The sequence below is a fragment of the Allomesorhizobium camelthorni genome (assembly GCF_011045125.1).
GTDB classification, from domain to species: Bacteria; Pseudomonadota; Alphaproteobacteria; order Rhizobiales; family Rhizobiaceae; genus Allomesorhizobium; species Allomesorhizobium camelthorni.
The window spans coordinates 25,583-40,880 of sequence record NZ_JAAKZF010000029.1 but is presented as its reverse complement, the minus strand read 5'-3'; the positions used below and the strand labels follow the sequence as shown (position 1 = coordinate 40,880).

Genomic DNA, 15,298 nt, shown 5'->3' with positions numbered 1-15,298 from the left:
AAGATGACACCGGACGCCAATAATTTCAAGCATGAAATTTCAAGCTTGAAATTAATCCGGGATGCTTCGATGATGCTTGCGCCGGACGCGCATCCGTGGCCAATTCCGCCCGGCAACGAAGAGCAGGCACAATGACGCTACACCGGATTTCGGACTGGGACGACGCCTACACCAATTCCGCCTACATACCGGGCGGCAGCCTCTATGCCGACCGTTGGAAGAAGCTCGCGGCAGACTTTCGCGACGAGATGGGCAAGGCCGGACGCCTGCAGGCCGATATCCCCTATCGCGCCCATCACCGAAACCGCTTCGATCTTTTCCTGCCCGCCGATGCGCCCAAGGGCCTGATGGTGTTCGTGCATGGCGGCTACTGGATGTCGTTCGACAAATCCTACTGGTCGCACCTGGCCAAGGGCTCGCTCGACCAGGGCTACGCCGTCGCCCTGCCGGGCTACGTTCTGTGCCCGGAAGCGCGTATTTCCGAGATCGTCAGGCAGGTCGCCGACGGCATAGCCGCGGCCGCCGGCAGAATTTCCGGGCCGATCCACCTCGCCGGCCATTCGGCGGGCGGACATCTCGTCACCCGCATGGTCAGCACCCCGACGCCACTGCCCGGCGAAGTGGTTTCGCGCATAGCCAAGACGGTCTCGATTTCCGGCCTGCACGACCTCAGACCGCTGATGAATACGAAAATGAACGACACGCTGCGGCTGGATCTTGCCGAGGCGCGAGCGGAAAGCCCGGCGCTTCTCGAACCTATCGAAGGCATCGACCTGACCTGCTGGGTCGGCTCCGCCGAGCGGCCGGAATTCCTGCGCCAGAACGGCCTGCTCGGCAATCTGTGGAGCAGCTTCGATGTCCGTCTCTCCAGCATCGAGGAGCTCGGCCGGCACCATTTCGATGTCATAGAAGGGTTGGCGGACGCCAATCATCCGCTGGTGAGAACGCTGCTGGCGGTGTAAGAATTTTTGCCGAAGCCCGGAGGTCCGATGAAAGCCGTATTCGTCCAGTTGCAGTGCGCCCCCGGCCAGACCTACGCGGTCGCCGACCACCTTTTCGAGCGCGAGGTGGCGTCGGAACTCTATTCGACCAGCGGCGAGTACGACCTCCTGATGAAGATCTATATCGACGACGGGGTCGACATCGGCAAGTTCATCAACGAGAACATCGCCAATGTACCCGGCATCGTCCGCTCACTGACAACACTCACCTTCAAAGCCTTCTGATAGCTTGAGTGCGTCCTTCGAGGCTCGCTTCGCTCGCACCTCAGGATGAGGTGGTTTGTGCGTTTCACCAGGAGGTGAAGCCTTCGCAGAAGAATTGAGCGAACCGAGACGCGCCAAGGCCCCTCATCCTGAGGTGCGAGCAAAGCGAGCCTCGAAGGACGCACAGACTCAAAAACATCACGCCAGCTTCCGCTCGGCGCGGCGGGCCGCGATGTAGCGCATCGCCATCACGCGCCGGCGCAGGATCTCGGTGCGCATCGCCGATAGGTGCAGCGTGAAGAACAGCGCTGTGAACCCGAGCGCCATGACCAGAAGCGGCCAGAGCAGGCTCGGATGTATGGTCGGGCCGTCGAGCCGCAGCACCGACGCCGGCTGGTGCAGCGTGTTCCACCAATCGACCGAGAATTTGATGATCGGGATGTTGATGAACCCGACCAGCGTGATGATCGCCGCGGCGCGGGCGGAGCGGGCCGGGTCGTCGAGCGCCCGTGTCAGCGCGATTATGCCGAGATACATCAGGAAAAGCACGAACACCGAGGTCAGCCGGGCGTCCCAGACCCACCAGGCTCCCCACATGGGCTTGCCCCATATCGAGCCGGTAATCAGCGCCAGCGCGGTGAAAACCGCGCCGATCGGAGCCGCCGCCTTCAGCGAGACATCGGCGAGGGGGTGGCGCCAGACCAGCGTTCCGATCGCAGACAGCGCCATCAGCGAATAGCACATCATGGCGAGCCAGGCGAAAGGCACGTGGATATACATGATGCGCACCGTGATGCCTTGCTGGTAATCTTCAGGCGCGGCAAAGGCCAGGTACAGTCCTATGGCGAGCGCCAGCGCCGAGAGGCCGGCGAGCCACGGCGTCAGCCACGCGCTCAGCGCCAGGAAACGGGTGGGATTGGCAAGGTCGATCCAGCGGCCGGGCCGCGCGGTTGTTTCGCTCATGGCCCGTTACATAAACCCGCCTTCCGCCCGCGGCAATTGCGGCTATCGCCGCAGGCAGGGCCGGACAGCTCTTAGGCCGCTTCGCCCCGCAGCGATACGTGGCTGAGCCGGCGGACATCTTCGTCGGTCAGGAGACCGCCTGCGCGCAGCAGGCCGGCGAAGCGGCCATTGGTCGCCGACAGTTCGGCGAAGCCGCCCATTTCGACCACGCTGCCATTGTCCATGAAGACGACGAGGTCTGCGTCGCGCACGGTCGTCAGCCGGTGGGCGATGATGAAGGTGGTGCGGCCCTGGCGGAGCGTGTCGATCGCTTCCTTGACCCGCGATTCCGTTTCGACGTCGAGCGCGCTCGTCGCCTCGTCGAGCACCAGGATCGGCGCGTCCTTGAGGATGGCGCGCGCAATCGCGATGCGCTGGCGCTCGCCGCCCGAAAGCTGGCCGCCACGCTCGCCAACCTTGGTGCCGTAGCCTTCGCTCTTGGCCAGGATGAATTCCTGGGCGGCGGCGGCCTGCGCGGCCGCCTGCACTTCGGCATTGTGCGCGCTCTCGCGGCCGATGCGGATGTTCTCTTCGATTGACCGGTTGAACAGCCCGGCATCCTGGAACACCGTCGCGATCGACTGGCGCAGCGACTTCTTGGTGACGGTGCGGGTGTCGATGCCATCCACCAGGATACGGCCCGCATCCGGATTGTGCACCCGCTGGAGGAGATTAATCAGCGTGGTCTTGCCGGCGCCGGTCGGGCCGACGATCGCAACTGTCTGGCCGGCGAGGACCTCGAACGATACATCGCGCACGCCCTGCCCCGAATTCGGGAACTCGAAGGTGACATTCTCAAAACGGACATGGCCGGTGACATTGGTGAGTTCGCGCAGGCCGGGGGGTTCCATCCGGTCGGCGGCCGCATCCTCGAGGCGATAGAAATCTTCCAGCTTGGCGCGGGCTTCGAAAATCTGGTTCGCGAAGGCGGAGACCTGGTCGAGCCGGCTGATCAGCAGGGACGCGAAGCCGGTGAACGCGACGATGTCGCCGATGCGCAGTTCGCCGCGCGAAACCAGCCAGGCGCCGATCAGGAGCACGACCATCATCGAAATGGTGGAAGCAAGGCGATGCATCGCGGCCGCCAGCGCCCACCAGTCGAGTACGGGATACTGGACCTGTATCAACTCGCGCACATAATTCTGCAGGGCCTCGGTTTCCTGGGCGATGCGGTTGTAGCTCTGCAGCACTGCGACGTTGCTGACCGAGTCCGTGACGTGCGAGAAAACGTCGTGATAGTGCTTTTCGACCCGTGCCTGGCCTTCCTTGGTCTTGTGCATGACCAGACGGCCGATCGCGACATAGAGAATGCCGAGCACCAGCAGCACCGCTGACATCCGGATATCGAGCGAGATTGCGGTCGGCACGAGAAGTATAAGCGCGACCGCGGTCGTCAGGTGGTTGCGCATGAACTCCAGCCACAGGCTGAAAAGGGTTTCCACCGCGCGCAAAAGCGTGTGCAGCGCGTTGGAGGTGCCGCGCTGGTGATGCCAGGACAGCGGCATGGCAATTACCCGCTCGAAGGATTCGCAAAGAACGCCGGCGCGGCGCGCATGCGCAAGCCGATCGGCGCCGCGCGCTACAAGCACATAGGCAACGATGTTGAACGCGCCGAGGCTTGCCCAGATGGCCAGCGTGGAGACCACTTCGCGCTTGTCGGAGATGGCATCGATGATGCGGCCGAACATGATCGGCTCGGCGATGGTGACAATGGCGAGGATGACATTTGCAGCGCAAATAAAGATTACGCGCTGCCTGTCAGCCGCCAGATACCGGAGCGCTCTCCAATAAACTTCCAGCAATGACACTCAATTACCTCGTCATAAAAATTGTGCAGTGCATCAATTTGCGACTCGTAACGTTTGCCGCGCGGCAAGACAATGCGCACATAGCCCGCCGGTTCCCCGTTTTCGAACAAAAGATCACAACGACCGGTAATCTGGCGTGATGGCTAAGGTTTTGAGTTTTAAAGAAAAAAGGCGGTCGTGCGGCAAAAATATGGCGGCAGGTTGTTCAACTTTCTTTGCCGCTAGGCCGGTATGCGGACCACCACATCGATTTCGCCGCCCTCGACGAGCGCAAAACTAGTACCTTTCACGTTCGAACCATCGATTTCGACGGCCGCGGCCTTCCTGCCTTTTTCCCTCGTCACCCGAATTCTATAGGTCGCGCCGGCGAGCCTGAGCGTCGCGGAATAGCCATCCCAGTGCCCCGGCAGGACCGGATTGATGACAAGATTTTTTCCGTCCTTGCGGATGCCGAGAATGCCTTCGACGGCCGCCCGGTAGAGCCAGCCCGCGGAGCCCGTGTACCAGGTCCAGCCGCCGCGGCCAGCCTTGTCGCCCTCGGAATAGATGTCTGCGGCCACCACATAGGGCTCGACGCGGTACTGCTCGGCTGCGGCCTCGTCGGCCGCGTGGTTGACGGGATTGAGCATCCGGAAAACGCGGTAAGTCTCATCGGCGCGGCCCATTTCGGCGAGCGCAATCACGAACCACGTCGCGGCATGGGTATATTGCCCGCCATTTTCGCGTACGCCCGGCGGATAGCTCTTGATATAGCCGGGATCCTTTTCGGTTTCGGAGAAGGGCGGCGTGAACAGGCGCACGATCTGCAATTCGTCATCGACGAGCCTACGGATGGCCGCATCCATGGCCGTGCGCGAGCGCGCCGGGTCGCCTTCGCCCGACAGCACGCTCCACGATTGTGCGATGGAATCGATCTGGCACTCGTCGGAATTGCGCGATCCGAGCGGCGTTCCGTCATCGAAGCTGCCGCGGCGATACCATTCGCCGTCCCAGCCGGCGGTTTCGAGAGCGCGCTTCAGCGCGGCTGCGTGCTTGTCCCAATGCTGCGCGCGTTTGTTGTCCTTGCGGGCGCGGGCGATCGGCGCGAATTCGCCGAGCGTCCTGAGCAGGAACCAGCCCAGCCAGACGCTTTCGCCCTTGCCGCCCTCGCCGACGCGGTTCATGCCATCGTTCCAGTCGCCGCCCAGGATCAACGGCATGCCGGTCGATCCGGTTCGCTTCACCGCAAGGTCGAGCGCCCGGGCGCAATGTTCGTATACCGTCGCCGTTTCCTGCGCGATATCGGGCGTGAAGAAGGCGTCATGCTCGCCCTCTATCAGCGCAGGCCCGTTGATGAAATGCGCCTGCTCGTCGAGGATCGAGGCATCGCCGGTGACGCCGACATAGCGAGCGACGGCCGAACCCAACCATGCGACGTCGTCGGAGATCATGGTGCGTACGCCGGCGCCGGTGCGCGGCAGCCACCAATGCTGGACATCGCCCTCCGGAAACTGTCGCCTGGCGGCGTTCAGGATCTGGTCGCGCGCCAGAGACGGATCGTGCAGCAAAAGCGCTAGCGTGTCCTGGAGCTGGTCGCGGAAACCGAAAGCGCCGCTCGCCTGATAGAAGGCCGAACGCGCGCGGATGCGGCAGGCGAGGCTCTGGTAGGGGAGCCAGTGATTAACCATGGCGTCCAGCGCCTTGTCCGGCGTCTCGACCTGCAGCGTATCGAGGAACCCGCGCCATTCGCGCTCGTTCTCGGCCAGCCGCTCTTCGAAGTTTTTGGTGCGGTGTCGCTGGACAAAGGCGCTCGCCTCCTCGGGCGAGGCGGCATCGCCCAGCAGCCACAGCAGCGAGACTTCGCCGCCTGCCGGAACCTCGACGTCGCGGGCGATCGCCGCGCAGGGGTCGAAACCCGCTTCGACGCGGCTGCTCAGGCTCGCACCCTCAACAGCCATTTGCGGGGCCTCGACGGAGCCGCCGCCGATGAATTCATGCCGGTCGGCGGTTACCGATTGGGCGTCGCCATCGCTAGCGAAAAATGCGACGCGGTCGCCGAACTCCAGGCTGTAGGCGTTCTGCGCCAGAAGCGCGCCGGTCGCTATGTCGACCGACGGCACGATGGTCGGAGCCGATTTCGCGCGATTGCTGCCGAGCACCCATTCGACATAGCCATAGATCCGAAGCCGCGCTGGAGCATTCCCCAAATTGCGGATGCGCAGGCGCGAAACCTTCATCGGATCGACGGGATCGACCAGCTGAGTGACCTCCATCGCAAGCGGCCCACGCTCGGCGCTGAAGGTGCTGACGCCCTGCCCGTGACGCGCTTCGTACGTCACGGCTGGATCGCGCAGCACCGCGGCGAAAGGCGAGAACGCCTCGCCGGTCGCATGATCGAAGATGTAGATCGCCTCGCCCGGCCGGTTGCAGACCGGGTCGTTCGACCATGGCGTGAGCTGGAAATCGCGGCTGTTACGGCTCCAGGTGAATGAGGCCCCTTCGGCCGAGGTGTGGAAGCCGAACGAGACATTGGAGATGACGTTGATCCAGGGCTGCGGCGTCGTGCGGCGGCCGGTTAGCCTGACCACGTAGTCGCGGCCGTCCTTGTCGAAACCGCCGAACCCGTTCCACGAGAGGAGCCCGTCTCCGGACGGGAGCGGCGCGTCTTCCACTTCGGCTGCGGCAACCCGCAGCGGTGTCGGCGAGACGGCAGCTACGCCTTCCTGGGCCTCGCGCAGCGCATCCCGCGCCTGGAGCGCGGAGACTTCCGCACGCTCGATCTGATCCGGTATCGTTCCGTTCCTGGTGTGCAGCGCGATTCGCGCGACAGCGAGCAGCGTTCTGTAGGAGACCTCGTCCATCAGATCGCGGCGCACCGCGAAAATGTGCTGGCGCGGGCCGTGCTCCTTGCCCCGCAACCGGCTGTTTTCGCAAAGCGATTCAATGGCCTGCTGCAGTTCCTGCACGTAGGACGAAGCCTGTTCGTTGACCACGACGAGGTCCGCAAGCAGACCGCGCGCACGAAGATATTCCTGGAAGCGCAGCGCCTGCGACACGATTTCGAGGTCGGCCACGTCGCTGATCCTGACGGCGAAGATCGGAAAATCGCCCGAAATCGCCATCGGCCACAGCGCCGACTGGTGTCCCATGCCCGATGTGATCACCTCGCCCGGCATGCGCATGAACGGATCGGGGTAGATCAAGTAGCGGGCAAGCTTCTGGCCCTTGGCGGCATCGGCCAGGCTCATGCCGATATGACGGGTCTGGACCTGCGACCGCGTCCAGGACAGCATCGCCTGGCGCGCAAAGCTCTCGGCGTTGTCCAGCCGGGCCAGCGTCGATTCGACCTCGTCGCGGTCGGCCCCGACGACCGTCCAGAACATCACCTCCACCTTCTTGTTGGCAGGCACCCGGACACGGCGGCGCAGCGCCATGACCGGATCGAGCACGAAACCGGAACTGCCGCCGAGCATCGCGCCGGGATCGAACGCCACCGCGTTCGCGATAGTCCTGCCTCGGCCGATGAAGGCGCGCCGGTCGGTCTCGGCTTCGGTGTCCCGGCTGGCGCCGAACGTATCGGTGACGAAATGCGCGGCTGCAATGTCCGGCTCGTTCGCGTCTCGCTTGCGACGCTGCGCGAAGATCGTGCTGTTGCCCGGCCAGATCTCGGTCTCCACGAACATTTTCGAGAAAGCCGGATGGGCGCTGTCGGAAGCCTCCGGCGCCAGCGCCAGTTCGGCGAACGAGGTCACCTCGATGAAGCGGTCGGCGTCGCCGTCGTTCCAGATTGTGATGCGGCGGCCTTCGCCATTGCCCTCGGAAACGACGATGACCTCGACTTCCGAGCGCAGCGTGCCGACAGTCTTGACGAAGCTCGCCTTGTCGTCGCGGAAAAACGTCTGCGCGTGCTCGCCGGGAGCGCGTTTGGGCTCGGCCGTCGCCGACCACCAATCGCCGGACTCGGTGTCGCGCAGGAACAGGTAGGTCCCGAGGCGATCCTCCGTCGGGTCGGGCTGCCAGCGGGTGACCGCGAGATCGTTCCAGCGGCTGTAACCCGACCCAGTCGCCGTCACCATCACCGAGTAGCGCCCGTTGGACATCAGATTGGTCGAGCGCAGCGCAGCGGCAGGTTCGAGGATGAACCTGGTATCAGCGCTGGGCTCTGCCTCCACGATCTTGCCGCGCTCGCCTGCTTCGGTCCTGACGGTGGCGACCGGAATATCGCGCGGGGCCTTTTCCTGGAGCAGCAACTCCGCCGCCTCGATCACCGGGTCGCTGTGGAAGCGGTCGCGCATGCGCCCTTCGAAGATCGCATTGGCGACAGCCACGATCGACATGCCCTGGTGATGGGCCATGTAATTGAACACCACCGCGTGGGTCTTGCCTTCGGGCACCCGCTGCGGGGTGAAATCGACCGCGTCGTAGAAGCCGTAGCGGCCGAGCGCGCCGATCGACCGTAGGCGCTCCAGATTCTCCACTGCCTGGTGCGGCATGAACTGCGCCGCCAGCACCGTGGCATAGGGCGCGATCACGGTGTTCTGCGCCAGTCCGCGCTTCAGGCCGAGCCCGGGAACGCCGAAATTGGTGTATTGATAGGTCATTTCGCGGTCGCGGCCATTGTAGGCCGCTTCCGAAATGCCCCACGGAATATTCTTCGAACGCCCGTACTGGATCTGCCGGGATATCACCAGCTTGCTCGTCTGATTGAGGATGCCGCCCTGCGGCTCCTTCATGACCAGCGGCGGCATCAGATATTCGAACATCGATCCCGACCACGACATCAGCGCTCCGCGGAAGCCGATCTCGACGATCGGGCGGCCGAGCCGGAACCAGTGTTCGGTCGGGATGTCGCCCTTGGCAATGGCGAACAGGCTGGTCAGCCGCGCCTCTGAGGCGAGTAGGTCGTAGCAGCTCTCGTCGAGCTGGTGCTCCTCGACGCGGTAGCCGATCGACAGAAGTTTGCGCTCGTGCCGCATCAGGAACGAGAAATCCATCTCGAACGCGAACTTACGCGTGCGCTCGCGCAGAGCGAGCAGCCTGCCCCGCAACACTTCGACCGCATTCTCGTCGCTGTGCGCGTCGTGAACATGCGCCTCGCAGGTTGCCTGCAGCTTCAGCGCCCAATCGGGCAGCGCTTCGCTGCGCGACGAGCCGACTTCCGCATGGATGGCGCTGGCGAGCTTGCGGATTTCGCCGGCGAGCACAGCCAGGTTGATCGTGCGGATCGACGCCATCTCGGGCTGCTGCTTGATCGTATCGACCGCGCGGCGCATGCCTTCGATGCGGTCGCGCAGGCGCTGGCGCAGCGGCCGCAGCTGGCGACGGTCGTCTGGAAGCTCTTCGAGGCTCTGCTCGAGGATGGAGACGCAGTCGAGCAGCCCTTCGAACTCGCCCTGCAGATGCACGGACGGCGCTTCGGCCCATTCGGCGCAGGCGGCGGCGACCGCCAACAGATGGCCGGCTAGATTTCCGCTGTCGACGCTCGACACGTAGAGCGGGTAGAGCGGCCTCAGCGTCGCCGTGTCGTACCAATTGTAGAGATGGCCGCGAAAGCGCTCCATACGCTCGATCGTGATCATCGTCGCCTCGATGCGGCCGAGCGCGTCGGCAAGGCTGATCCAGCCGAAATCGCGCGCCGACACGACGGACAGAAGATAGACGCCGATATTGGTCGGCGAGGTGCGCTGGGCCACCACCGGAAGCGGCGTTTCCTGGAAATTGTCGGGCGGCAGCATGTTGTGGTGCGGAGTGACGTAGGTCTCGAAATAAGCCCAGGTGCGGCGCGCCACGACACGCAGGCGCTCCTCGTCGCTCGGCGTGATGCGCAGCCGGTCCTCGGTCTCGGCCGAGCGGCTGATCAGCCATGCGAAAGCCGGAGACCCGGCCCAGAAGATGGCAAAGAAGAATGCAACGAAGGCGCCGGTCGAATCGGCCGCCACTGGGATCGCCAGGCCGGCGAAGGCGATGACGACGGCGCCCCACATCAACCGGTAGTAGGCCACCAGCCCGTTTCCGCTGCTCTTCTGCGCCTGCGAGGCGGTTCGCCATTCCAGCATGTTGCGGCGGCTGACGAACAGGCGATAGAGCGTGCGCACGATCGCGTCGCCCATCATCCAGGCGGAGTGCGCCATCAGCACGATCTTCAGCGCCACCAACGCGGTTCCGAAGGCGACGTCCCGGAACAATGCGTTGAAATGGCCACGCGCGGTGGCTTCGCGGCTCTTCGGCAGGATCGCGTCGATGATCTCGAAAGTCGGCGCCATGAACAAGGTCAGGATCAGCAGCGCCTGCCACTGCGCGGCCTGCGTGAACTGCAGCAGGGTCCAGCCGGCGATCGCCGCCATCACCCAGAAGATCGGGGTCAGCGAGCGGCGCAGATTGTCGACCATTTTCCAGCGCGACAGCGCCGGCACGCCGGAGGTTGGGTCGAGGATATAGCCGAGCAGCTGCCAGTCGCCGCGTGCCCAGCGGTGCTGGCGCGATGCGTCGACCGAATAACGGGTCGGGTAATCCTCGACCACCTCGACGTCTGTCACCAAAGCCGAGCGCGACAGCGCGCCTTCCAGGAGATCGTGGCTGAGGATGGTGTTTTCCGGGATGCGGCCCTTCAGCGCCGCTTCCATGGCGTCGATATGGTAGAGGCCTTTGCCGGTGAAGGAGCCGTCGCCGAACACATCCTGATAGAGATCCGAGACAGCGAACACATACGGGTCGAGGCCGCGATTGGCGGAGAAGACGCGCTGGAAGAAGGAAGCCTCGTCACCGGTGGTGAGCGAAGGCGTCACGCGCGGCTGCAGGATCGCATAGCCGCGGGTGATACGGCGCGTCGTCGGATCGAATTCGGGGCGGTTGAGCGGGTGGCAAAGCTTGCCGACGAGCCGCGTCACCGCATCGCGGGTCATCTTGGTGTCGGCGTCGAGCGTCATGACATGGACGACGCCGTCCGGCAACGGCGCATCCGGCGGCAGGAAGGTCGTATCGCTGTCGCCGCGCAGAAGCAGGTTCAGTTCGTGCAGCTTGCCGCGCTTGCGCTCCCAGCCCATCCAGCACTTCTGCGTCTCGTTGTAGAGGCGACGGCGGTGGAGCAGATAGAAGCGCGGCCCGGCGGCGGAAGCCGGATAGCGGGCGTTGAGCTGCGCGATCTGGGCCCTGGCATGCTCGAGAATCTCGATATCGACCGGCGTCTGCTCCGTATCGCTGTCGGGCCAGTCGGAGAGCAGCGCGAAATGCAGTTCGCCCGACATATTCGCCAGATGGTGGATTTCGAGCGTGCGGATGTTTTCCTCGACATCGTCGCGCGAGCCGATCAGCGACGGCACCACCACCAGCGTGCGGGCCTCGACGGGAACGCCATCCTTGTATTCGTAGCCGACAAGCCGTGTCGGCTTCAGGAACTGGAGCACGATCGTGTGGAAGAAGGCGAGCGCGCCTTCGCTGGCCGGCACCGCAAACAGCACCAGCATCACCGCGATTGAGGCCGTCGACAGGCCGAGATTGGACAGCGCGTTGCCGGTGAGCGCCAGAAGCAGGACAGTCAGCGCAAAGACCGGTACGACGATGCCGGCCCAGCCCGTCTTCTTGAAGGCCCGCTTGGTGGTGAGTGCCGGGCCGGGGCGGTAGCCGATGGCCTTTTCCAGCTCCTGACGCCGTTCGCCGACCAGAAAGAACCCGACATCCGTTTCGGCGACTGTCGCTTCTTCGGCCGTAGCGGCGCCCGCCGCGGCGCATCCTGCCAGTTCTGTCGCGCGCTCGGCAACGTGATATTCGCTGAGATTGGCGCGGCGAGCCAGATCCTCGATCGCGGCGCGGTACTGGTCCCGCGACGGGAAATCGAGCAGCGCATAGCTGGTCCGGTCGCGCAGCAGTGCATCGACCGGGCTCACCGCCTCAAACCAGACTGTCCAGTCGATATCGTTGATCAGGCGAAGGCCGCGGATGATGTTGCCGGTCGTAACATTGCCGCTGGACAGAGTGTGGTGCTCGCCCATGATGGTTTCTTCGGCGTCGGTGCCGGATTTTTCGAGCTCGCCTTCGAGCCAGATCAGCGCCCTGCCGGCATTCTGCGACCCGTCGCGCAGCCTGTAGAGCAGTTGGGTGGCGAAGGTCGTGTCGCGGGCATGGACGGTATAGTCGTCGAGGATCGCCGTGCGCTGTTCGCCCTCATCGGCCGCAAGCACGCGGTCGGCGACCTCGTTGGCGATCTGGCGCATTTCCCGCGCACGCTTCACCCGCACAGCGATGCGGCGCAGATTTTCGATCAGCACGAAGCGCAGCAGCGACGGCAGCGCCCACAATTCGCCAATGCGGAACGGCTCGACGTTCTGGTAGCCTTCGACCACCGCCTTGAACATCTGGGACGAAACGGTGCTGTCGGAATGCGCGACATAGATCCAGGCCAGCGCCAAGGCACGCGGCACGGTCCTGCCGTCGGCGACCTTGATTGTCGGCAATTCACGGTAGAAGCGCGCCGGCAGGTCGCGCCTGATCTGGAAAATTGTTTCCTCGACGAGATAATTGTTGTCGAGCAGCCATTGCGCGGCGGGCGTTATCGGCTCGCCTCGCGCCTGGGCCGCATTGGTGGAGCGATAGGTTTCGAGGATCTTTTCCGCGTTTTCGCGATTGCGCTTGCGGAAATCGAACGGCTCCAGCCCATAGAAATTCTGGATTTCGCCTCTTGCCAGGCTTTCGCCCAACGCCCGCAACCTGTCTTCCTGAAGAAAGCTCGATCGTATCGGTTGTTCGGCCGCTGCCGGGAAGCGGGCATCTGCCTTCTGCTTCCGGGCTTTGTCGGTCTGAATATCCATTACGGCCTATGTCCGTTCAACACACAACGAATCGCGAGGAAACCGCCGCCACCACCGCGCCAAAAGCTTTGAGTGACCATTGGTTGCAGGCGGCGAAATGCGCTTGCGGCACGCGATATACCAAAAAGCACCACCTGTCTCGCGACAATTCCAGGCGGCGACGAGCAGCTATTCAGGACCGAGAAAATCCGGCTTTTTCGTGGTTCGCGGCGGCATTCCCTGGTTTTGCCGCAACCTATTCCGTAGCTGCGGCGGCCATGATCTCGACCAGGAAGAGTTCTGCCGGGCGACTTGCGCGAAGAGGAAGGGTAGCGGGAACGGCGCGCATGTGCAGCGTATCGTGCGGCCCCAGAATCAGGTTCCCGGCGGCTTCCATACGAACGCTGCCGGAACGGCAAAACAGCAGCAGTTCCCTGGCTGTCGACGCCACGTCGAACGTCCCGTTGACAGTCAGCCGGCGCATCGAATGGACGACCTTGCAGCGCCGCGTCATCATGTTCAGATCGGTGATCGGGCCGGCGATCAGCGCCGCCCGCGTCGGTACATCGGCCGGAAACGAGAGCGGGTCCGAATGACGGGTCAGCCCGAACGGAATGCGGCCTTCGACATCGAGGAAAATCCCCTCACCTTCCAGTATCGCCAGCGTGCGGTCGACGCCGGTGAACAGCGAAAACGGACCGTCGCCTTCTACGCGCGCCATCGACAACCGCCAGTCGAAATCGCCGAGGCCGGCCCCTTCGGGCGCGATGGCGATCTCGACGGTCTCGCCGCCGCCGTTCTTCCACGGCATGCGGCGGCAGTCGGCGGCGCGGATGATGCGCATCAGCCGAGAATGCCGGGCAGGTTGAGGCCGTTTTCCCTGGCGCAGTCGATTGCGACGTCGTAGCCGGCGTCGGCGTGGCGCATAACGCCGGAGGCCGGATCATTCCACAAAACACGCTCGAGGCGCTTTGCCGCCTCCGGCGTGCCGTCGGCGACGATGACCATGCCTGCGTGCTGCGAGAATCCCATGCCGACGCCTCCGCCATGGTGCAGCGACACCCAGGTCGCGCCGGATGCGCAGTTGAGCAGTGCGTTGAGCAGCGGCCAGTCGGAGACCGCGTCGGAACCGTCCTTCATCGCCTCGGTCTCGCGGTTGGGCGAGGCGACCGAGCCCGAATCGAGGTGATCGCGGCCGATGACGACCGGCGCCTTCAGCTCGCCATTCACGACCATCTCGTTGAAGGCGAGGCCGAGCCGATGGCGGTCGCCGAGGCCAACCCAGCAGATGCGCGCCGGCAGGCCCTGGAAGTGGATGCGCTTCTGCGCCATGTCGAGCCAGTTGTGCAGGTGCTTGTTGCCGGGCGTCAGTTCCTTGACCTTGGCGTCGGTGCGGAAAATGTCCTCGGGGTCGCCGGACAGCGCCGCCCAGCGGAACGGTCCGACGCCACGGCAGAAGAGCGGCCGGATATAGGCCGGCACGAAGCCGGGGAAGTCGAACGCGTTTTCGACGCCCTCTTCCAGCGCCATCTGTCTGATATTGTTGCCGTAATCGACGGTCGGAACGCCCATTTTGTGGAAATCGAGCATCGCCCGCACATGGCCGGCCATCGAAGCTTTCGCTGCCTTCTCCACCGCCTTCGGGTCGCGCTCGCGCTTTTCCTCCCATTCGGCGACCGTCCAGCCCTTCGGCAGATAGCCGTTAACCGGATCGTGGGCCGAAGTCTGGTCCGTCACCGCATCGGGCCTGACGCCGCGCCGGACCAGTTCGGGGAAAATGTCGGCTGCATTGCCAAGCAGCGCGACGGAAATCGTCTTCCTGTCCTTGCCGGCCTTGTCAATGATGGCCAGCGCGTCATCCAAGTCCTTGGCCTGCACGTCGACATAGCCGGTCTTCAGCCGCATCTCGATGCGGCTCGGCTGACATTCGACCGCCAGGCACGATGCTCCGGCCATGGTCGCGGCCAGCGGCTGCGCGCCGCCCATGCCGCCGAGACCCGCGGTCAGGATCCAGCGGCCGGAAAGGTCGCCATTGTAGTGCTGCCGGCCGAGTTCGACGAACGTTTCGTAGGTGCCCTGAACGATCCCCTGGCTGCCGATATAGATCCAGGAGCCGGCCGTCATCTGGCCGTACATCATCAGGCCCTTTTTATCGAGCGCGTTGAAATGGTCCCAATTGGCCCAGTGTGGCACCAGATTGGAATTTGCCAGAAGCACGCGTGGTGCGTCGGCGTGCGTCTTGAACACGCCGACCGGCTTGCCGGACTGCACCAGCAGCGTCTCGTCATTTTCCAGGTTTCTCAGCGCGCCGACGATGCGGTCGAAGCTCTCCCAGTCGCGCGCCGCCCGGCCGATCCCGCCATAGACGACCAGTTCGCCCGGCCGCTCGGCGACGTTCGGGTCGAGATTGTTCATCAGCATCCTGAGCGGCGCTTCGGTCAGCCAGCTCTTGGCCGAAAGCTCCGTGCCGGTCGCTGCGCGGATCGTCCGCGCATTGTCGATGCGGGTGTGTTGTGTCATC

8 protein-coding genes are annotated in these 15,298 nt (G+C 64.1%); 3 read left to right on the top strand and 5 right to left on the bottom strand.

The features are described 5' to 3' along the window. Nucleotides 1–3: 3 nt before the first annotated feature. Genes G6N73_RS37990 through G6N73_RS19240 form a run of 3 tightly spaced genes read left to right on the top strand, consistent with a single transcriptional unit; the run spans nt 4 to nt 1,226 of the window. Nucleotides 4–135 carry a hypothetical protein gene (locus G6N73_RS37990; RefSeq protein ID WP_281352912.1) on the top strand — a complete coding sequence of 44 codons (132 nt, stop codon included), beginning with the start codon at nt 4–6 and terminating at the stop codon, nt 133–135. Next, nucleotides 132–962, top strand: coding sequence for an alpha/beta hydrolase (locus G6N73_RS19245; RefSeq protein WP_165030492.1), 831 nt, complete (start codon nt 132–134; stop codon nt 960–962). Before G6N73_RS37990 ends, G6N73_RS19245 begins: the two co-directional genes overlap by 4 nt. 27 nt (nt 963–989) lie before the next feature. Next, nucleotides 990–1,226 carry an Lrp/AsnC ligand binding domain-containing protein gene (locus G6N73_RS19240; protein WP_008836675.1) on the top strand — a complete coding sequence of 79 codons (237 nt, stop codon included), beginning with the start codon at nt 990–992 and terminating at the stop codon, nt 1,224–1,226. A gap of 177 nt (nt 1,227–1,403) precedes the next feature. On the opposite strand, the gene G6N73_RS19235 is transcribed toward G6N73_RS19240, so the two are convergent. The 5 genes from G6N73_RS19235 to hutU all read right to left on the bottom strand — a co-directional run bounded on the left by G6N73_RS19235 (nt 1,404) and on the right by hutU (nt 15,297). Then, nucleotides 1,404–2,168 carry a heme ABC transporter permease gene (locus G6N73_RS19235; RefSeq protein WP_165030490.1) on the bottom strand — a complete coding sequence of 255 codons (765 nt, stop codon included), beginning with the start codon at nt 2,166–2,168 and terminating at the stop codon, nt 1,404–1,406. A gap of 71 nt (nt 2,169–2,239) precedes the next feature. Next, on the bottom strand, nt 2,240–4,015 hold the full coding sequence (locus G6N73_RS19230; protein ID WP_165030487.1) for a glucan ABC transporter ATP-binding protein/ permease: 1,776 nt from the start codon (nt 4,013–4,015) through the stop codon (nt 2,240–2,242). 221 nt (nt 4,016–4,236) lie between these two features. After that, nucleotides 4,237–12,798 (bottom strand): GH36-type glycosyl hydrolase domain-containing protein, encoded by an 8,562-nt coding sequence (locus G6N73_RS19225; protein ID WP_165030485.1) that lies wholly within the window; start codon nt 12,796–12,798, stop codon nt 4,237–4,239. 235 nt (nt 12,799–13,033) lie between these two features. Then, complete coding sequence (locus G6N73_RS19220) at nt 13,034–13,621, bottom strand: HutD/Ves family protein (RefSeq protein ID WP_165030483.1); 588 nt, start codon at nt 13,619–13,621, stop codon at nt 13,034–13,036. After that, nucleotides 13,621–15,297, bottom strand: coding sequence for a urocanate hydratase (hutU, locus tag G6N73_RS19215; protein WP_165030481.1), 1,677 nt, complete (start codon nt 15,295–15,297; stop codon nt 13,621–13,623). The genes G6N73_RS19220 and hutU overlap by 1 nt, the downstream gene beginning before the upstream one ends. Nucleotide 15,298: the final 1 nt, after the last annotated feature.